Source organism: Kitasatospora xanthocidica (assembly GCF_014656195.1).
Taxonomy (GTDB): domain Bacteria; phylum Actinomycetota; class Actinomycetes; order Streptomycetales; family Streptomycetaceae; genus Kitasatospora; species Kitasatospora xanthocidica.
This window is the reverse complement of the sequence record NZ_BNBY01000016.1, coordinates 115280-133760: the sequence shown is the minus strand read 5'-3', so window position 1 is coordinate 133760 and position 18481 is coordinate 115280. Positions and strand designations below refer to the sequence as shown.

The following is an 18481-nucleotide window of genomic DNA, read 5'->3' as shown; positions in this document are numbered from 1 at the left end:
CGCCCGTCCAAGACCGGGGAGTTCTGCCCCCTATGATCAGCAGTTATGGAACTGCGGCAGCTCCAGTACTTCGTCACCGTCGCCCAGCACGGCAGCTTCACCCGGGCCGCGCAGCTGCTGCACCTGACCCAGCCCGGGGTCAGCTCCCAGATCCGGCAGCTGGAGCGCGAACTGGGGCACCCGCTGCTCGACCGCTCGGGCCGCACCGTGCGCCTCACCCCCGCCGGTGAGGCGGTGCTGCCGCACGCCCGGGCCGCGCTCGCCTCCGCGGCCGCGGCCCGGCGCACGGCGGCGGAGTTCGGCGGGCTGCGCCGCGGGCACGTACGGCTGGGCATGGTCGCCGGGGCGGCGCTCACCCCGCCGTCCGAGCTCGGCACCTTCCCGGGGCTCGCCACCACGCTCGCCGCTTTCCGCCAGGAGCACCCCGGCATCGACTTCTCCTTGGCCGAGGACACCACCTCCGGGATGCTCGCCGCCCTGCGCGAGGGGCGGCTGGACCTCGCCGTGATCGGCCTGCCGACCGCCGCGAGCGGCCGCCCGGACGACGACGGCTGGACCACCCTGGCCGGGCTCACCCTGCACACCGTGCTGGAGGTTCCGCTGGTCGCGGCCTGCCCGGAACACCACCCGCTCGCGGACGTCCCGGCCGAGCCCGGCCCGGACGGCACCGCGCCCGACACCGGCTCTCACCGCACGCTCGGGAGCGGGACCGCCCCGCTCCCGGTCGCCGCGCTGGACGGGCACGCCCTGGTGAGCACCCCGCGCGGCACCGGCCTGCGCACCGCACTGGAGCGCGCCCTGGCGGCGGCCGGGGCGAGCGCGGCCGTCGGCGTCGAGGCCGCCGCGCCACCGCAGTTGGCCGAACTCGCCGCGCACGGCCTCGGCGTCGCCGTCCTGCCGGACCCGGGCGCCGTCCCCGGCCTGCGGGTCCGCCCCCTGGCCGGCCCCGTCCCGCTGGTGCGGATCGCACTGGCCTGGCCGAGCGAACGGCCCGCCGCGCCGCCGACCGCCGCCCTGGTGTCCCATCTGCGCACGGCCTACCCGGGCCCGGCCGGTCCTCAGGCCGACGGCGCCGCCTCTGCTGGTGCCACCGCCGCGCCGTCACCGATGTGCAGAAGCGCGGCCGCCCCGTCGAGGACCTCCCGGTCGAGCGGGAAGTAGCCCTGCCGCGGCTCGGTGTCGGTGCGGGTACGGCCTCCGGCGGGCAGGACGGCTCCCGTCAACTCCCAGGCCGTGCCGCGCCGTTGCAGGAAAGCCTCATGGGTTCCCGATGCCGGTTCGCCCAGCCCGATCGCCTCGCTGCGCCCCAGACTCCCGGCGACGAAGGCGTACCTCTCGCCCAGCAGCGCGCCGACGATGCGACCGGCACTGTTCCACCCGCAGTCCAACTCCCCCTGCGCCCAGCCGCTCGGGCTGCGGCGCAGGTGCTGGTTGTGCGAGAAGACCAGGGTCGGCCCGCGCCGCGCCTCCAGGTCGCGGATGTCGAGGAGGTTCTGCGCCATGAGCGTGTCCCGCAGGCCGATCAGGCCGCTCAGCCGGTCGCTCGGGGTGAGGCCGCGGACCGCCGACTGCGCGTGGTAGCGCAGCAGGCCGATGCCCGCCGTCAGCCAGGTCCGGGCCCGGTGCCACTCGGCCGGGGAGGTCGCGCCGATCGACTCCGGTGCCCGGGCGTGGAGCCGGACCGACAGGTCGTCGGCGATGCACCGCAGCCTCCCGGCCTCGGCTGTGGCACCGGGTGACTGCACCGGGTCCAGCACCGCCTCGGCCCGGCTCCAGCGTTCGTCCTCACCGGCCGGTCCGGCGATGTCGAGGCCCGTGTCGGAGCCCGCGCCGAGGCCCGTGGCGGTGCCCGGGCCGCGGTCGGGCCGCACGTAGTCGCGGGCGTGCTCAAGGTAGCGGCGCGGGCTGGGGGCGCTGTAGTTCTCGGTCGGGATGTCGAAGCCGTGGAAGGAGAGCCGGTCCGCGGGCGGCCGGTTCCGGTTGAACTCGCGCATCCAGGCGACGAGTCGGCGATTGGTCTCGTGCGCCCCGAAGCCGTGCGAGAAGCCCTCGGCCATCGCGGTGTCCAGGGTGCCCACGCCCTCCCGGACGTAGTCGTCCACGGCGAGCGCGGCCACCCGGTCGGTTTCGAGGGCGATCGACCGGAAGCCCCGGTCGACCAGCCGGGCGAACAGTTCGTTGCGGACCCATCCGAAGGCCGGCTCCTGATGCGTCGGCTCGCCGAGCCCCAGCAGCTCGCACGACGGGACGACGAAGGCGTGAATGTCCTGACTCATGAGCCTCAAGCGTATCCTTGAAAGAACGGTTGAGACTTTGCCCGAGCCAGGCCCCTGAATGCCAAGAGAACGGCCCGGAGAAGTCTCCAACGGGCCCGAACGGAAGACGAGCATGCGCCCCTCCGACCTCGCCCGCGAACACGGCATCTCGACCCAGGCGGTCCGCAACTACGAGCGCGACGGCTGCCTCCCGCCGGCCGCCCGAACCCCCACCGGCTACCGGATCTACAGCGAGCTGCACGCGGCCGCCCTCCGCGCCTTCCTCGCCCTGGTCGCGGCCAACGGGCACGCGACCGCCGGCCAGGTGATGACCGCCGTCCACGCCGAGCGCCTCGACGGGGCGCTGACCGCCCTCGACCGCGGCCACGCCCAACTCCTGCGCGACCGGGAGACCTTGGCCGCGGTCCGGGAGGCCGTCGATCACCTCACCGCCACGGCCGCTTCATCCCCCGGCCCGCCGGACCGTCCGACGCCGTCCGGCCCGCTCGCCCCTCCGACGCCGTCCGGCCCGCTCAGCATCGGCGAGGTCGCGCACCGGCTCGGCCTCACGCCCGCGACCCTGCGCACCTGGGAGACCGCCGGGATCCTCACCCCGGCCCGCGACCGCACCACCGGCCACCGCGGCTACCTCCCGGCCGACGTCCGCGACGCCGAACTCGCCCACCTGCTCCGCCGGGGCGGCTACCCGCTGCACCACATCGCCACCGTGGTCCGGCAGATCCGCACGGCCGGCGGCACCGAGGAGCTGGCCGCCGCCCTCGACGGCTGGCAGCGACGCCTCACCGCCCGCGGCCTCGCCATGCTCACCGCGGCCGCCCGCCTCGGTGACTACCTGACCCTCCGTTCCCTGCCGGAATCCGCTTGACCTCAAGTCGACTTGAGGTGTCAGGATGATCTCCATGAACACCGAAGCCGCAACCACCCGGCCCACCGAAACCCACGCCGCCGACATCGACGCCATCGAGCAGGTCGTCGCCACCGTCGAACGCACCCAGCGCGCCAAGGACGCCGAGGGCTTCCTCGCGCTCTTCCACCCCGACGCCCTGTGGACCACCGCCCACGGCAAGGTCCTGATCGGCCTCGACGCGATCGCCGAGTTCACCCGCGCCGTCCTGCCCGCCGCGACCTGGGACGGCAAGGTCACCTACGAGGTGGCCCACGTCCGCTTCCTGCGGCCCGACGTCGCGGCCGTCAAGGTCCGCCAGGTCTACCACTCCGCGGCGGGCGACTCCGAGGGCGCTCCGCTCTACGTCATGACCAGGCAGGACGACGGCCGCTGGCTGCTGCACGCCTGCCAGAACACCGAGGTGAAGGCCGACCGGTAGCACCCTGTCGGCCCGGGAGTGGGCTCACCCGTGCCCCCGGACTTCCGAAACTCCCGGAACGGGCAAGGGCGCAGCCGTCAACCGGTGTTGGCCAGGGCCTGCCCAGGCCCGACGGGGCGCGACGGGCCGGTCGCGCACGACGGTCCGGTGGATGACGGCACCCGCGCCCTGGCCGCGGCGGTGGCCGTGGACCGGGCCGGCCACCGCCGCCCGCCCGCCGCACCGCTCCGTCCTCCCAGCCGTCCGGATCCGCCCTCGGCGCGTCAGCCGACCCGGGTGAGGCGGGCGGGGCGGGACGCGACCTCTTCGGCGAGGGCGGCCGGCTGGTCCTGGTCGGGCCGTTCGGGGCCGGCGAGCAGGATGGAGCGCTGCAGCCGGCGCAGCGCGGCGGAGGGCTCCATGCCCAACTCCCTTACCAGGGTGTTCCGCAGGCGCTGGTAGGCCTCCAGGGCCTCGCCTCGTCGTCCGGAGCGGTGCAGGGCGATCATGTACTGGCCGTGCAGGCTCTCGTGGGTGCGGTAGCGGTCGACCAGGACGGTGAGTTCGGCGAGCAGCACCCGGTGGCGCCCGAGTCGCAGGTCCGCCTCGATCCGCTGGTCCAGCGCGCAGAGCCGGGTCTCCTCCAACCGCTTGGCCTCGACGGCGAGTTGGCCGCCGACCGGGACGTCCGCGAAGGCCGGAGCCCGCCACAGCGCGAGCGCCTCGCCCAACTGGCGGGCGGCGAGCGGGAAGTCACCGGCGTCCATGGCGCGGTAGCCGTGCCCGGCGAGGCGGTCGAACTCCTTGAGGTCGACGAGCCCGCCGCCGCTGTTCAGCATGTAGCCGCCGGCCGAGGTGACCAGGACGTCCTTCGCACAGGACGCCCCCGGACCGCCCTCCCCCTGGGCGAGTGCGCGGTCGATGAGGTCGCGCAGTTGCAGGACGTAGGTCTGCACGGTGGTGCGCGCACTCCGCGGCGGCCGGCCGCACCACAGTTCCTCGGCGAGGACGCCGGCCGGAACGACCTGGTCGGCCCGTAAGGCCAGCAGGGCGAGCACCTGCCGAGGCTTCGGGGCCGTCGGCACCACCGACACCCCGCACAGTTGGACCCCCAAGGCCCCCAGCACCCGGATTTCCATGATGACCACCCCAAATCCAGACGGATCGGCGACCCCGACGGCCACCGACCGGGCGGGCGCTCCACTGCTCGATCCCTCCGCGAGGTTGCGTAGCGGGATCGGTCGAGCACCCAACGCCTATCCAAAAACAGGACGGACGGTTTGTCAATACAAAACCGAACGCGCTGTTTGTTTTTGGGCGGAGGATTCGCCTCTGGACTGGGACCGCGGACCTGCCGATGCCCGAAGGACGCTCGGAGCGGGAGGGAAACCGATCGGCGTCGGAGCGCCCCGCGGCGCCAGCAGGGCACCGGGGAGGCCGACTTGGGGACGCGGGACCGAGGATGCGGGCCCGAGAACGCGGGCTCGAGGATGCGGGCCCGAGGTCGGAAGGCTCAGGCCGGCTCGGCCGCCGCGGCCCGGGCCGCCTCCAGCTCGGCCACCACCCGGCCGCCCCGGTCCACCCCCAGGTCCAGCGTGGCCAGCACCCCGGGCACGGCGATGCTCGGCATCAGGTGCTGGTAGAGCACCGCGACCCGGCGCTCCAGGTCCGCCCGGCCGGACATCTTCTGGGACTGGATCTGCACGCCCGTCCAGGCCCCGGTCACCAGCCACGCGGTCTCGGCCGGCACCACCTGCGGCAGCAGTTCGCCGCGGTCGCCGGCCAGCTTCAGCACGCCCTCGGCCCGCTCGATCCACCCGGGCGCGGCGCCGCCGCTGAAGTCGCCGAAGACGTCCTGGCCGAGGGAGAGCCGGGCGCCCGCGCTCAACAGCGGGTCACGCGGCATGAGATGGGCGACCACCATGCCGAGGTCTACGAACTCCTGGAGCTTGCACTGCCGTTCAGGGATCTCGTCCCGGCCGAACTGCTCCTCCACCACCCCCTGGGCGAGCTCCCGCTTCGACGCGAAGTGGAAGTACACCGCACCGCGCGTCACCCCCGCCCGGGCGACGACCTCCCCGATCGTGGCGCCCTCGTACCCGTACTCGTCGAAGACCGACGCCGCCGCCTCAAGGATCAGCCGACGCGTCCGGACCGCCCGTTCCTGCCGCACCACCGCAACCACCCCACCCGAAACGCTCGGCAAACAAAACCAAACACCCCGTATCTTACCCGCCGAGCGCCCTGACGATCCTGCGCCCCAGGTCACATCCGGCGGCCTTTGAGCGAGGGAAAACCGCGTGGACGGTACGAGTCGACGAGGTGACCGGGACCCCCATCGGGAGCCTCCGAACCGGAGCGGCGGCTGCTACTTGTGGCCGCCACTCCCGCACGCGACCCCCTCGTGATAATGAACCCGTCAAGTTTCGGTCATGAAATCACCGCAGGTCAGCCGAGATTCACCAATCCGCCACAGCCTCGGAAGGGTTCGCACCTCCCGCCGGGACGTCCACCGGCTCTGCTCGGCCGCCGACGAACCTTCGCCTTGGCTCCTTGAAAAGCAAACCGGTAGGTACGTATCTTACGAGCCCTGAGCAGCCCACCCCGCCCGTCCCGGCCCTTTGGAGCGCTCCCATGACCCTGCTTGCCTTCCGCACGCCTGCCTCCGCCCTCACCGGCGCCGAGGCCCCCGAGACCGTCCCCGGCCCGGCCCTGGCGACCGGCTCGGCACCCCGCCTGACCAGCACCGTCGCCAAGGAGTACGTCCACCGGGCCTGCCACGCCGAGGTCTTCCTGACCGACAGCGAGCAGCTGAACGAGACCACCTTCGCGGTCTCCGCGCAATGGCCCCGCGCGCACACCTTCTTCAGCACCCCGGACGGCACCCGGCACGACCCGATCCAGGCTGCCGAAACGATCCGCCAGGTCGGCCTCTACCTCGCCCACACCCGGTTCGGCGTCCCGCTCGACCACAAGTTCATGATGTGGAACCTCGACTACACCACCCGCCCGCGCCAGCTCCTGATCGGCGCGAAGCCCACCGACCTCGCCATCGAGGCCAAGCTCGTCGCCCAGCCGCGCCGCACCCGCAACACCGTCGACTTCACGCTCAGCACGGTCGTCCGGCGCGGCCCGCACCTGGCCGCCACCGGGTACGCCCGGTTCACCACCGTCCCGAACACGACCTACCAGCGGCTCCGCCGCGGCCGCGTCGACGACGCCGCGCTGCCGGCGCCCGCCCCGACCGCCGAACCGCTGCCGCCGGCCCGGGTCGGCCGGCTCCGCCCGTGCGACGTCGTCCTGGCCCCGGCCGGCACACCGGGCACCTGGCACCTCACCCCCGACTTCTGGCACCCGATCCTCTTCGACCACGCCAACGACCACATCCCCGGCATGGTGCTGATCGAGGCGGCCCGCCAGGCGACCAACGCGCTGACCAGCCCCGTCACCATCACGCCCACCTCCGCGGCCACCACCTTCCACCGGTACGCCGAGCACGACGCGCCCACCGTCATCACCGCCCGGCACACCCCCGGCGAGGACCCGGACGCCCTCACCACCACCGTGACCGGCCACCAGCACGGCGAACCGATCTTCACCACCGTCCTCACCGGCCACCCGGACCACCGCTGACCCGACGCCCGCCACCGCACCGCGCGGGCAGCCGGTGCGGCAGGGCAGTCGGCACGACCCGCGGCGGGAACAGCGGTAAAACCCGAGGCACGACTCGCAGTAGGACCCGCCGCATGAGCACGACCCGCACCAGCAGCACGGCCCGCCCGGCCTTCCCGGTCCGGCGGGCCGTCGGCCGTACGGCGCCCCGGGCGCCCCGGGCTCCCGGCGTCGCGAGCTCCCGGCGTCCCGGCGTCCCGGCGGGAACACGGCGGCCCCTCGGTCTGGCACCGGAACGAACACCTGCGCGAGGATGTCAGCCCTTGAACCGCTGCCACCGGGAGCACGCCGTGAGTGAAGTCGCTTCGCACCAGCACGAGTTGATCAGATTGACGGACCGTCCCGGCACCGATGACGCCCCCGGCCGCACCGGTCGGACCGGCGGCCGCAACGTCCGGGTCCGGGTGCTCGGCCGGCACGCCCCGGGCTCCCTGCTCGGGCACGACTGGCTGGACTGCGAGATCACCGTCACCGCCGACTCGGTACGCGGACACTTCGTCACCCTGGTGACCGACAGCCACCTGCGGCAGTGGGAGGCGGCCCTGGACCGGCTCGACCGGGGCTTCGCGGTCCGCTGGCTGGACGAGGAGCACGGCCCGGAACTGCGGATCGAACCCGGGCGCCCGGGCGGGCTCTGGGTGACGGTCTCGGACGCAGAGGATTCCGGCGCCACGCTCCGGGTCGTCCTCTCCCCCGCCGCCGGGTGGCTGGACGAGCAACGCGCCCTGCTCACCCTCGTCCGGAACGCCTATCCGACCGAGGTGGTCGAGGTCACCCCCGGCGTGCACGCCTGGCGGGGAACGCCGGTCGCCGACGACTGACCGATCGTCAACGCATCGTCAACGTCCGGTACTGCCGAGGCCGGCCAGCCGCCCCAACGAGCGGTCCGGCAGGGTCAGCAGGAACAACAGGGCCGCGCCACCGAGCATGAACAGCGCGAGGTGGTGCAGCCCTCCCGTGGTCGCGCCGTGCGGGAAGAAGGCGGCGCTCGCGGCGGAGGCGGCCATCGCGCCGAGGTACATGAAGGTGCGCAGCAGCCCGGCCGCGGAGGCGATGGCGGCCGGGTCGGCCTGGTGGTAGAGGGCGGTCTGGGTGGCGAGCCCGATCAGGCCCTGCGGGACGCCCGCCACCACACCGACGACGATCAGCAGCACGGCCGGACTGTCCGCGCGCACCAGCAACAGGCCCGCACAGGCGGCGATCTGGCACCCGGCCCCGGTCAGGAGCTTGCCCCGCACGGCCGGACTGCGGCCGGTGAGACCGGAGACGGTGAGGGCGGTGAGCGAGAGCGGCAGCAGGACCAGCCCGGCGGTGGCGGCGGACAGTCCGCGCCCCTCCTCCAGCCACTGGGTGTAGCCGTAGAGGAAGGCGTAGATCGCGGTGTAGCCGAGGAGTTGACGCAGGTAGGTGGCGATCAGCGGCCGGTTGCGGGCGAGCGCCCCCAGGTCGATGAAGGGCGTACGGGCCCGCGTCTCGCGGACGGCGAAGGCCACCGCCGCCAGCAGGGCCAGCACCGGCAGGTACCAGAGCGCCGGGGCGGGCTTCATCAGGAACAGCATCAGCGAGAGCAGCAGGACCGCGAACAGCGCGATCCCGGCGTGGTCCAGCCGGTCGCTTCCGGCGGGGCGGTCGCGCCGCGCAGCCGTCGCCTCCTCCGCCGTCCCTGCCTGCACCGCCCGCACCGTCGGTACGGTCGCCGGGAGGCGGGCCGCCCCGAGCGCCAGACAGGCCAGCGAGAGCGGGACGTTGACGGCGAAGACGGTCCGCCAGCCGCCCGCACCGATCAGCAGCCCGCCGAGGGTCGGGCCGACCACGGCGACGGTCTGGTTGGCGACCGCGAGGACGGTCAGCACCCCGGTCGGGCTGGACCGCCCGGTGCGCTCGGCCTCGCTGCGGGTCAGGTGCATCGCGGCGGGGTACGCCGCCGAGGTGCCCAGCCCGAGCAGCACCCGGGCGACGATCAGCAGCCAGAGCGACGGGGCGAGCGCGCCGAGCAGGCCGGCCGCGCCGACCATGGCCGTCCCCGCGAGGTAGAGGCGGCGCGGTCCGTGGGTGTCCACCAGCCGCCCGATCACCGGCTGGCCGATCGCGGTGGCGAGGTAGAGCCCGGTGACCAGCCAGGCGGTCTCGGCGGGCGGTGCGCCGAAGGCCGCGCCCACCGGCACCAGGGCCACCGCGATCATCGAGGAGTTGACCGGGTTGAGCACCGAGCCCAGCACCATCGGGGCGATCAACCGCCGATTGAATCCGTCGTCCGGCGCGTCCGGCGCGTCCGGCCCGTGGGAGGACGGCCGGCGGGAGGACGGCTGGTGCGAGGACGGCCCGGGGGAGGGTAGTCGACGGCCGGCCCGGAGGCGGGCCAGCAGGGCGGCCGGGCCGGTCATCGCTCGCTCAGCCGGTCGAGCAGGGCCAACGCGGCGAGCACGGTGGCGCGTTCGTCCTCGGTGTACCGCTCCTCCATCGCCCGGGCCAGCCACTCCTCGCGCACCCGGCGGCTGTCCGCGATCCGGGCCAGCCCGTCCTTGGTGAGGCTGACCAGCTGGCGGCGCCCGTCCTCGGGGTCGGGTCGGCGTCCGATCAGGCCGTGCCGTTCGAGCACGGCCAGGGTGGCGGCCATCGACTGCGGGCGGACCCGCTCGGCGGCGGCCAGTCCGCTGGCCGAGGCCGGGCCGTCGTTGATCAGCCGGCTGAGCACGGCGGCCTGGGAGGGCGTGAGGTCGGTGGTGGCGCTCGCCTCCCGGAGGGTGCGGCGCAGCCGACTGAAGACGGCGCGCAGCTCACGCGCGGCCACGGCCGCGGAGTCAGCGGGGACGGTTCGCTTCTCGGTCACGATTCCACGGTAATTTCATCAGTCTGAACTGTCCAGTCTGAACTGAAGACTTTTGCGAGGGGCGGTTTTCCGTCCCCCGACGGCCTGGATAATGGCGGCATGACCGACAAGCAGCTCCGCGTCGTCCTCGCCGAGGACTCGGTGATCCTCCGGGACGGGATGGTCGAACTCCTCACCGCGCGCGGCTGCGCGGTGGTCGCCACCGCCGGAACGGCGCCCGAACTGGTCGCCGCCGTCGCCGAGCACCGCCCCGACGTGGCCGTGGTGGACATCCGGATGCCGCCCACCCACACCGACGAGGGGATCCGGGCGGCCGTCGAGATCCGCGCCACCCAGCCCGAGGTCGGGATCCTGGTCTTCTCCCAGCACGTCGAGACCACCTGGGCGGCCCGGCTCATGGCCGGCGGCGCCGCCGGTATCGGCTATCTGCTCAAGGAGCGAGTGGCCCGAACCTCCCAGTTCGTGGACGCCCTGCACCGGGTCGCCGCAGGAGGCACGGCGCTCGACCCGGAGATCATCAACGGGCTGATCAGCGGCCGTCGGCGCAGCCTGGTCGACGCGCTCACCCCGCGCGAGCGGGAGGTGCTGGAGCTGATGGCGCAGGGCCACTCCAACCGGTCGATCGCCACCCAGCTCGTGGTGTCGGAGCGTGCGGTGGAGAAGCACGTGGCCGCCGTGTTCGCCAAGTTCGAGCTGCCCTCGACCGAGGCCGACAACCGGCGGGTCAAGGCCGTGCTCACCTACCTCGCGGAGAGCGGCACCTCCTGAGCCGAGGGGCTGCTCCCGGACATGCCCGACGGGCGCCGCTCATGCAGCGGCGCTCATCCGGTGGCGCTCCTGCCACGGCGCTCATCCGGCGTCGTTCAGGAGCGTCGTTCATACCGGCCCCACCCTCCCTGGGCCGCCGTCACAACCGGCTCGGCAGCTCGGCGCTGACCACGGTCGGCCCGCCCGGCGGGCTGTCCACCCGCAGCACCCCGTCCACCGCCGCGAGCCGTTCGGCCAGACCGGCCAGACCGGTGCCCGCGCCGATCGAGGCGCCGCCGCGCCCGTCGTCACGCACGGTCAACCGGACCCTCCCGTCGGCCGCGGTCACGGCGAGCTCCGCCGATCGCGCGTCGCTGTGCTTGGCCACGTTGGTGAGCAGTTCGGCCGCGCAGAAGTAGACGGCCCGCTCGATCACCTCCTCCGGCCGCTCCCGCAGGTCCAGCCGGACCGTGACCGGCACCGGCGAGGTGGCGGTGAGTCCGGGCAGCGCCTCGGCCAACCCTCCGTCCAGCGCCACCGGGTGGATGCCCCGGGTCAGCCGGCGCAGGCCCGTGATGGTGTCGTCGGTCTGCCCCCGGGCCCGGTCGACCAGGGTGCGCAGCCGTCCGAGGTCGGGCTCTTCCGGGTCGGCGAGGGCGTCGTCGGCCAGGGAGAGGGTGATGGCGAGCGCGACCAGCTGTGCCTGGGTGCCGTCGTGCAGGTCGCGTTCCAGACGCCGCAGCCGTCCGCTGTTCTCGGCCAGCAGGGTGGCCCGGGCGGTCTCCAGCTCGCGCACCCGCTGCTGGGAGCGCACCGGGCCGAGCAGCGTCCGGGCGAGGGACCGGTTCGCCCGGCTCAGCAGCCGCAGTACGGCGGGTACGGTGGCCAGCAGGAGGAACCCGACCGGGACCGCGCCGATGTCGGACCAGCCGACCGGCCTCGCTCCCGGCTCCAACAGCCGTACCCAGAGCGGGAATCCCGTCACCCAGAGGGACCCGAGGGGCAGGCCCACCGCGGCCAGGAAGCCCCCTACCCCCACGGGCAGCCGCAGAAGGAGGTAGAGCAGCACCCGCCAGCCCACCGGATCGGTCAGCACCGCCCGGCCCCGGGCGAACATCCCGGGCGGGCGCGGCAGCGGCGCCGGTTCGGGCACCGTCTCGTCGAGCAGCGACTCGACCAGCCAGCGGTGCAACCGGCCGATCCGCCGGGCCCCGAGCAGCGCGGCCACGACGAACGGCAGGCCCAGCACGGTGAGCGAGAACAGCGCGCCACCGTAGAGGGCGGCGACGGCGTAGACGCCGCCGAGGACACCCAGCGGCAGTCCGAGGACGGCGAACGCCACCTCGTCACCCCGCACCGCCAGTCGCGGCCGCCACTGAGCCACCGTCCGTGTCACCGCCTTCGCCTCACCGTCGCCCAGCGCACCGCCGTCCACCGCACCCCTCACCCTCACACCTCACCCGCCGACCCAGCATCCACCAGACGCCACCGGATCACCGCATCCGCCGTCCTTTCCCCCGACACCGCCGCTCGTACTCCCCGCCCAGGCACCGCATCGCCCTCTGCGAGGCGCCCTCACGGCACACGCGCCCGTGCCCCGCCGACGGCCTGTCACCTCACCCCCGGTCCACGCCCACCGACTCCACCGCCGACCCACCCGTCGCCCACAGCCCCGTGCCCACGATCCCGGGCACCGTCAGGGCCGCCGCGCCCAGCACCACCCAGGCGCAACCGGCGCCCGGCATCGCCGGCACCACCGTCCCCCGCACCGCCCAGCTGAACGCCCCCGAGGCCGCGACCGCCACCGCCGCGCCCAGCAGCACGCCGACCACCGTGGTGAGGACCGCTTCCACGGACAGCATCCGCAGCAGCTGCCGCCGCGTCGCTCCGACCAGCCGCAGCAGCGCGAACTCGCGACGCCGGTCGGCGGTCAGCGCGACCAGGGTGTTGACCGTGGAGACCGCCGCGAAGCAGACCAGCAGTCCGAGTTCCGCCTGCCGCAGCCAGACGTCGCTCGCCTTGGTCACGCTGGTCATCGCACCGCTCGCCCGGGCCGCGCGCTCGGCGGTGCTGGTGATGATCAACATCGTGCCGGCCAGCCCGACCAGCAGCGCGACCGGAACCACCGCCGAGGAGAGCCTGGCCGCGTAGCCGCGCAGATTCGCGTCGGCCAGCCAGCCGGCCCGCGGGACGAGCACCCGGACCGGAAGGCCCAGCGCGGCGGCCAGTGCCCGTGCGGCCAACGGCCCCAGCAGGGCGACCGCGGCCAGCAGCACCAGCGAACCGAGCAACGCGGCCTGCGCCGCCTTGTCCAGCTCCCCGGCCGGCCTGGTCGCGGCCAGCCGCAGCAGCAGCACCCCTCCCGCCAGCACGGCCGCCCCGGCCAGCGGCCGCAGCACTCCGGTCGGTCGTGCACCGCCCGTCCCCTCGGTCAGGGCGACGGCCGGCGCGGGCCGGGTGACCCGCCAGGCCGCGGCCGCGGTCGCCGCCAGGCCGACCAGCAGCGCCACCCCGAGCGCGATCAGCATCGGCACCGGCGTCCCGGGTATGCGCAGTCCGGGCGCCGCCATCCCGCGCCGCTGGAGGGCGGCGAGGAAGGCCCGGGCGGCGAGGAGCCCCACCGCGCAGCCGGGCACGGCCGCCAGCAGGACGGTCGCCACGACCTGGGCGCGCACCACCCGCCGCACCTGACGGGGCGTCGCCGCGACGGTGCGCAGCAGGGCGAGGTCACGGTGCTGCTGACGCAGGGTGAAGCCGAGCGCGTTGACCACGGTGAACAGCGCGACCAGCACGGCGATCTCGCCGAACGCGCCGGCGATCACCAGCACGCCCGGCCCGGCCACCGGTGCCCGCGCGACCGAACGGGGAGCCGTCACCTGCGCGGCGACCAGCGAGCCGAACAGCGTCACCGCCGCCGTCGCCAGCAGCAGCGCCGCGGCCAGGCCGGCGAAGGCCGCGGGCCGGCGCCGGATCTGCCCCGCGGACAGGGCCAGGACAGGACTGCTCATCGCGCTCACCCGCCCAGCCGGCTCAGCCGCTCGCCGACCTGTGCGGCGGTCGGCCTGATCAGCTCGTCCACCAGCAGCCCGTCCGCGAGCAGCAGCACCCGGTCCGCGTACCCGGCGGCCACCGGGTCGTGGGTGACCATCACGCACGTCTGCCCGTCGACGTCGACGCCCGTGCGCAGCAGGTCGAGGATGTCGTGCCCGGTCGCCCGGTCGAGCGCGCCCGTCGGCTCGTCGGCGAACAGCACCTCCGGCCGGGCGACCAGCGCCCGGGCGATCGCCACCCGCTGCTGCTGGCCGCCCGACAGCTGCCCGGGCCGGTGCCGCTCGCGCCCGGCCAGCCCGACCCGGGCCAGCGCCTCCCGTACCCGGTCCCGCTCCGGCGGCCGACCGGCCAGCCGCCCCGGCAGCTCGACGTTCTGGGCGACGGTCATCGCGGGCATCAGGTTGAAGGCCTGGAAGACGAAGCCCATCCGGGTGCGGCGCAGCTCCGCCAAGCGCCGCTCGGGCAGTCCGGACACCTCCGTGCCACCCCAGCGCACGGTGCCCAGGGTCGGCCGGTCCATCCCGGCCAGGCAGTGCAGCAGGGTGGTCTTGCCGGAGCCGGAGGGCCCCATCACCGCCGTGAACGTCCCCGGCGCGAAGGCCACGGACACCCCGTTCAAGGCCCGGACGGCTGCCGCGCCCCGCCCGTACTCGCGGTGCAGTCCGTCCCCGCTCAGGGCCGTGCCCGTCGCCCCGTCATGCGCCGCCGGGGCTGCGGCTGTCGTCATCCCGTTCATGCCCTCCATCGTGGGCGTCCGGGACCGGAAGATCGATTGTGCTGGCCCCCGAATCCGGGGTTCGGAAAACCGAACCCCGGAAGTGGTGCTGGTGACACCTCCGGAAGGGCCGGCAGGCGGTCAGGCTGCCCGCGGCCGGAGGAACTCCAGGCGGTTGCCCAGCTTGTCGAAGGCGTGGAAGCGGTCGTAGCCGGGCAACTCGCCGTCCCACAGCACCTCGTGCCCGGCCGCCGCCAAGCGCTCGGCCACCTCCTCCAGCCCCCTCACCAGGATGCCCGGGTGCGCCTTGCGGGCCGGTCTGGACCCCTCCTCCACACCCAGGTGGATCTCGAACCCGCCGCTGCGGAACCAGCACCCGCCCCGCGCCGCCAGCACCGGCGGCTTCTCCAGCTCGGTCATGCCGAGGACGCCGCCCCAGAACTCCCGGCACAGGTCCTCCGAACCCGCCGGGATGGAGATCTGGACATGATGCAGCCCAACAAACAGATCATCGGATTCACTCATGGCCCCGACCGTACCGGGGAGGGCTCGACTCCTCCGAGGGGGTCGTCACCCGAGGCGCTTCCCGAGCCGCTTTCCGAGGCGCTTTCCGAGACGTCTCCCGAGGCGTTTCCCGAGCCGCTTTCCGAGGCGTCTCCCGGGACCGTCGACCGGGCCGACTCCGGGGTCACCCGAAGGTGCAGCGCGGCGAGCAGGAGGCAGAACACGGCCATGGCGGACCACAGCGCGGTCGTCCCCGCGCGGGCGAGCAGCTGGGTGCCGAGGACGGGTGCGAGCGTCGCCGCGATCCCCCAGCTGGTACCGAAGACCGCCAGATAGCGGCCGCTTCCGCCCGGTGGCGCGAGCTCGGTGACCAGTGCGTAGACGCGCCCCATGACCAGCAGATCGCCGAGGCTCGCCACGGCGGCCGAGGCGAGCAGCACCGGCAGGGTGCGGCCGACGGCGTAGCCGGTCAGCCCCACCGCCAGGAGGAGATGGGCCAGGGCGAGCGCGACGGGTGTGGTGAGCCGGGTCGTCCAGGGCAGCCGGATCAGCGGCTGCGCGAGCACGGTGGTGGCCGCGGCGGCGGTGAACAACAGCCCGGCGTCGGCGGCGGGCAGGCCCTGCCGCGAGAGTGCGAGCGGCAGGGTGATCACGGCCTGCTGGTTGATCAGCGCGTAGGCGGTCCCGGTGGCCAGGACCGTCAGCAGGGCCCGGTCGCGCAACGGTCGTACGGCGGTGTCGTCCCTGCCCGCGCCGGGCGGTGCCGGCCGGTCGCGGGGCAGGGCCAGCCGGATCAGCAGGGCGCAGGCCAGGCACGTGGCGGCGTCGGTGACGAAGAGCCAGCGCAGGTCCCAGCGGCCGAGCAGGGCCGCGAGCAGCCCCGCACCCATGCCGCCCGCCGCGAGCGCGGCGCTGAACAGGCTGAACGCCCGCACCCGCTGGTGCTCCGGCACGGACTCGCCGATGATCGCCTGGCTCGGGGGCTCGTAGAGCTCGAAGGCCAGCCCGAGCAGCACCGCCCCGGCGACCGCCCAGGTCAGCGACGCGGAGGCCGCGATCGCCAGCTGCGCGGCGGCGCACCCGCAGAGCCCCAGCACGATGGTCGTGCGCCGGCCGATCCGGTCCGCCAGGTGTCCCCCGACCAGCCGCGAGGGGATCGTCGCGAGCCCGAAGGCGGCGCTGACCAGCCCGGCGGCGGTCAGGCTCGCCCCGTGGTCGGTGCTGATCAGCGCGGTGAGGAACGGCAGCGAGAAGGCCCCGAGCCGGTTGACGACCCGGGCGAGCAGCAGCAGGCGGACGGTACGGGGCAGCGGTTCGGAGCGCGGCACGGCGCCTCCCGTCACTCGTGGATCGTCATTGTCGGTGATCAGCGGGCGGTACGTGAGCCGATCGCATGGGTCGGCCCGGCCGGGGTCGACGTTCCACCGTTGCGCCGTCGGGGCGTCGGGCCGTCGCGCCGTCGGGGCCGAGGGCGGGGTGCGTCGTCCCTCCGTCACTTCGCCAGGGCCGCGCGGAGGAACGCGAGGATCTCCGCCCGGGCGGCCCCGGCCTGTGGCTCCACGCCGGGCAAGGTGAGGAACGCGTGCTTCGCTCCCGGGTATTCGGAGAGCCGCACGGGGGTCCCCGCCTCGCGCAGCCGCTCGGCGTAGCGGCGGCCGTGGTCGGCGACCGCGTCCCGGGTGGGCAGCACCACGAGCGCCGGAGCGAGCCCGCCCAGGTCGTCCGTGTACAGCGGCGAGACCGCCCCGGCGTCGGTGCCCGGCGGGACGGCGAGCCGCTGGAAGAACCGCAGTTGCGGCAGGGTCAGGGTCGGGCTGTCCGCGTACTCGGTGACCGAGGGGTGGTCGAACATCGTCCCGGTCACGTCGACCACGGGGTTGACCAGTACCTGCGCCTTGAGTTCCAGGCCGGCCCTCCTGGCCCGGACGGCGGCCAGCGCGCCGATCAATGCGCCGCAGCTCTCACCGAAGACGGCCGCGCGCGCCGGGTCGACGCCCCACCGCGCGGCGTGCCGCAGGACGTGCCGGAGCACGTCCCAGCCGTCGTCGACGGCGTCGGCGAGCGGGCTGCCGGGGGCGAGGAGGCGGTGTTCGACGGAGACGACGACGGCGGGCAGCTCCGCAGCGAGGTGGCTGTTGGTCCAGTCGCACTGCGCCGCCGTTCCCACGAAGCCGCCGCCATGGACATGGAGCACGAGTGGCAGGTCGCCTCGGGTGTCGGCTTCGCCGTCTCCCGTCGACACCGCCGGTACACCCGGACCGGGAGGTCACGGCCGGGCAGCGCGACCTCCTGCCAGCCGATCGTGGCACCGGTGTCCGGCTCGCCTAGCAGCGCCCGCGCCGCGCCGGAGGCCCGGAAGCGGTTCTCCGCGTCGCGGTAGGCGCGCAGCTCCTCGGCCGTGATCGCCGAGAAGTCCGGCGCGGCCGGCCGTACCGGGGCAGTGGTCTCGCTCATATGTCCTTCTCTCCTCCCGACCGGATACGGGTGTGCCGCCCTGGCATGCCGTCCTGGCCGTGCCGCCCGTTGCCCTCATTATGCACGCAGTGCGTGCATCACCAAGTGCATAAGTTAGGCTGAGCCCGGACGAGAGGAACGAGATGACCGGCCGAAGGCGATGGTCGACCGAGGAGATCCTGGACACGGCGGCAGAACTGCTGCGCACGGGCGACGCCGATTCCTTCAGCGTGCGCAAACTCGCCGCAGCGCTCGGGACCGACTCCTCCAGCCTCTACCGGCACTTCCGCAACAAGACCGAACTGCTTCGCGCGGTCGCCGACCGGATCCTGCTGGCCGCCATGGACGGCTACCGCCCCGAGGGCGACTGGAAGCAGCGCATCACCGCCCTGGCCCTGCGCCTGCGCGAGGCCTTCGGCGAGCAGCCCCAACTCGCCGCGGTGTGGGGACGCTACGCGTCCGGCGGCACCGGATCCCGACTGGTCATGGAGGAGCTGCTGCAGGCACTGCGCGCGTCCGGCCTGCCCGACGAGGAGGTCCCGGTGCGGTACCACCGCATCGTGCTCCTCCTCGCCGCGCTGATCGCCTCCGACGCCGGCATCAGCACCATCACCCCCACGGAGTACGAGCAGGCCATGGAGCAGTTCCGCGTCGCGGTGCTCGGCGCCGACCCCGACCGCTTCCCCGCCCTGGCCCACTTCGCCCGCGACATCCGCCCCCTCGGAGCGGACCGCCGCGCCGCGTTCGAGGAGGTCCTCGCCGCCCAACTCGCCCACATCGAGGCCCGGATCACCTGACGGACCGGATCCCCTGACGGACCTGATCAGCTGACCGCCCGGATCACCCGACCGGCCGGATCACGGGTGCGATCCGGCCAGGCCCGGACGGATCACCCACCGTTTCCCGCCCCGGTCTCCCGTCCGCCCGC

The 18481-nt window shown here is 74.2% G+C and carries 17 protein-coding genes and 1 pseudogene; 7 read left to right on the top strand and 11 right to left on the bottom strand.

What is annotated here, in order from left to right; translation table 11 throughout:
* The first annotated feature begins 45 nt into the window (after nucleotides 1–45).
* Nucleotides 46–1161, top strand: coding sequence for a LysR family transcriptional regulator (locus IE332_RS25625; RefSeq protein WP_189920662.1), 1116 nt, complete (start codon nucleotides 46–48; stop codon nucleotides 1159–1161).
* Here the strand turns inward: IE332_RS25625 and IE332_RS25620 are convergent.
* Nucleotides 1059–2276, bottom strand: coding sequence for an erythromycin esterase family protein (locus IE332_RS25620; RefSeq protein ID WP_189920659.1), 1218 nt, complete (start codon nucleotides 2274–2276; stop codon nucleotides 1059–1061). The genes IE332_RS25625 and IE332_RS25620 overlap by 103 nt on opposite strands.
* A 112-nt stretch (nucleotides 2277–2388) precedes the next feature.
* Between IE332_RS25620 and IE332_RS25615 the strand changes: the two genes are divergently transcribed.
* Together IE332_RS25615 and IE332_RS25610 are read left to right on the top strand one after the other, a co-directional pair.
* Nucleotides 2389–3141 (top strand): TioE family transcriptional regulator, encoded by a 753-nt coding sequence (locus IE332_RS25615; protein WP_189920657.1) that lies wholly within the window; start codon nucleotides 2389–2391, stop codon nucleotides 3139–3141.
* Between the two features lie 25 nt (nucleotides 3142–3166).
* A complete protein-coding gene (locus IE332_RS25610; RefSeq protein ID WP_189920655.1) occupies nucleotides 3167–3601 on the top strand; it encodes an SgcJ/EcaC family oxidoreductase in 435 nt (144 codons plus the stop codon).
* 263 nt (nucleotides 3602–3864) lie between these two features.
* Here IE332_RS25610 and IE332_RS25605 read toward each other — a convergent pair whose 3' ends face one another.
* Nucleotides 3865–4719, bottom strand: coding sequence for an AfsR/SARP family transcriptional regulator (locus IE332_RS25605; protein ID WP_189920647.1), 855 nt, complete (start codon nucleotides 4717–4719; stop codon nucleotides 3865–3867).
* A gap of 374 nt (nucleotides 4720–5093) precedes the next feature.
* Nucleotides 5094–5756: a ScbR family autoregulator-binding transcription factor gene (locus IE332_RS25600; RefSeq protein ID WP_189920645.1), complete on the bottom strand. Its 663-nt coding sequence runs from the start codon at nucleotides 5754–5756 to the stop codon at nucleotides 5094–5096.
* Between the two features lie 458 nt (nucleotides 5757–6214).
* Between IE332_RS25600 and IE332_RS25595 the strand changes: the two genes are divergently transcribed.
* Nucleotides 6215–7213: a ScbA/BarX family gamma-butyrolactone biosynthesis protein gene (locus IE332_RS25595; RefSeq protein WP_189920643.1), complete on the top strand. Its 999-nt coding sequence runs from the start codon at nucleotides 6215–6217 to the stop codon at nucleotides 7211–7213.
* A gap of 329 nt (nucleotides 7214–7542) precedes the next feature.
* Nucleotides 7543–8073 carry a DUF5959 family protein gene (locus IE332_RS25590; protein ID WP_189920641.1) on the top strand — a complete coding sequence of 177 codons (531 nt, stop codon included), beginning with the start codon at nucleotides 7543–7545 and terminating at the stop codon, nucleotides 8071–8073.
* Between the two features lie 18 nt (nucleotides 8074–8091).
* Here IE332_RS25590 and IE332_RS25585 read toward each other — a convergent pair whose 3' ends face one another.
* A complete protein-coding gene (locus IE332_RS25585) occupies nucleotides 8092–9474 on the bottom strand; it encodes an MFS transporter (RefSeq protein WP_373313838.1) in 1383 nt (460 codons plus the stop codon).
* A gap of 158 nt (nucleotides 9475–9632) precedes the next feature.
* Nucleotides 9633–10082 carry a MarR family winged helix-turn-helix transcriptional regulator gene (locus tag IE332_RS25580; RefSeq protein ID WP_189920637.1) on the bottom strand — a complete coding sequence of 150 codons (450 nt, stop codon included), beginning with the start codon at nucleotides 10080–10082 and terminating at the stop codon, nucleotides 9633–9635.
* A gap of 99 nt (nucleotides 10083–10181) precedes the next feature.
* On the opposite strand from IE332_RS25580, the gene IE332_RS25575 reads away from it, so the two are divergent.
* A complete protein-coding gene (locus IE332_RS25575; RefSeq protein WP_189920635.1) occupies nucleotides 10182–10850 on the top strand; it encodes a response regulator transcription factor in 669 nt (222 codons plus the stop codon).
* A 139-nt stretch (nucleotides 10851–10989) separates the two neighbouring features.
* Here IE332_RS25575 and IE332_RS25570 read toward each other — a convergent pair whose 3' ends face one another.
* The 6 genes and pseudogenes from IE332_RS25570 to IE332_RS25545 all read right to left on the bottom strand — a co-directional run bounded on the left by IE332_RS25570 (nucleotide 10990) and on the right by IE332_RS25545 (nucleotide 17553).
* The gene (locus tag IE332_RS25570) at nucleotides 10990–12276 is read right to left on the bottom strand and encodes a sensor histidine kinase (protein ID WP_373313835.1); all 1287 of its coding nucleotides are present in this window, start codon (nucleotides 12274–12276) and stop codon (nucleotides 10990–10992) included.
* 169 nt (nucleotides 12277–12445) lie between these two features.
* Nucleotides 12446–13837, bottom strand: coding sequence for an FtsX-like permease family protein (locus IE332_RS25565; RefSeq protein WP_189920633.1), 1392 nt, complete (start codon nucleotides 13835–13837; stop codon nucleotides 12446–12448).
* A gap of 5 nt (nucleotides 13838–13842) precedes the next feature.
* The gene (locus tag IE332_RS25560) at nucleotides 13843–14607 is read right to left on the bottom strand and encodes an ABC transporter ATP-binding protein (RefSeq protein ID WP_189920631.1); all 765 of its coding nucleotides are present in this window, start codon (nucleotides 14605–14607) and stop codon (nucleotides 13843–13845) included.
* 129 nt (nucleotides 14608–14736) lie between these two features.
* Nucleotides 14737–15120, bottom strand: coding sequence for a VOC family protein (locus tag IE332_RS25555; RefSeq protein WP_189920629.1), 384 nt, complete (start codon nucleotides 15118–15120; stop codon nucleotides 14737–14739).
* The gene (locus tag IE332_RS25550) at nucleotides 15117–16427 is read right to left on the bottom strand and encodes an MFS transporter (protein WP_229928902.1); all 1311 of its coding nucleotides are present in this window, start codon (nucleotides 16425–16427) and stop codon (nucleotides 15117–15119) included. The genes IE332_RS25555 and IE332_RS25550 overlap by 4 nt, the downstream gene beginning before the upstream one ends.
* 164 nt (nucleotides 16428–16591) lie before the next feature.
* Nucleotides 16592–17553: pseudogene (locus IE332_RS25545) on the bottom strand (alpha/beta hydrolase).
* 143 nt (nucleotides 17554–17696) lie between these two features.
* On the opposite strand from IE332_RS25545, the gene IE332_RS25540 reads away from it, so the two are divergent.
* Entirely contained in the window at nucleotides 17697–18350 is a 654-nt protein-coding gene (locus IE332_RS25540; RefSeq protein ID WP_189920627.1) for a TetR/AcrR family transcriptional regulator, read from the top strand.
* The last annotated feature ends 131 nt before the right edge of the window (nucleotides 18351–18481 follow it).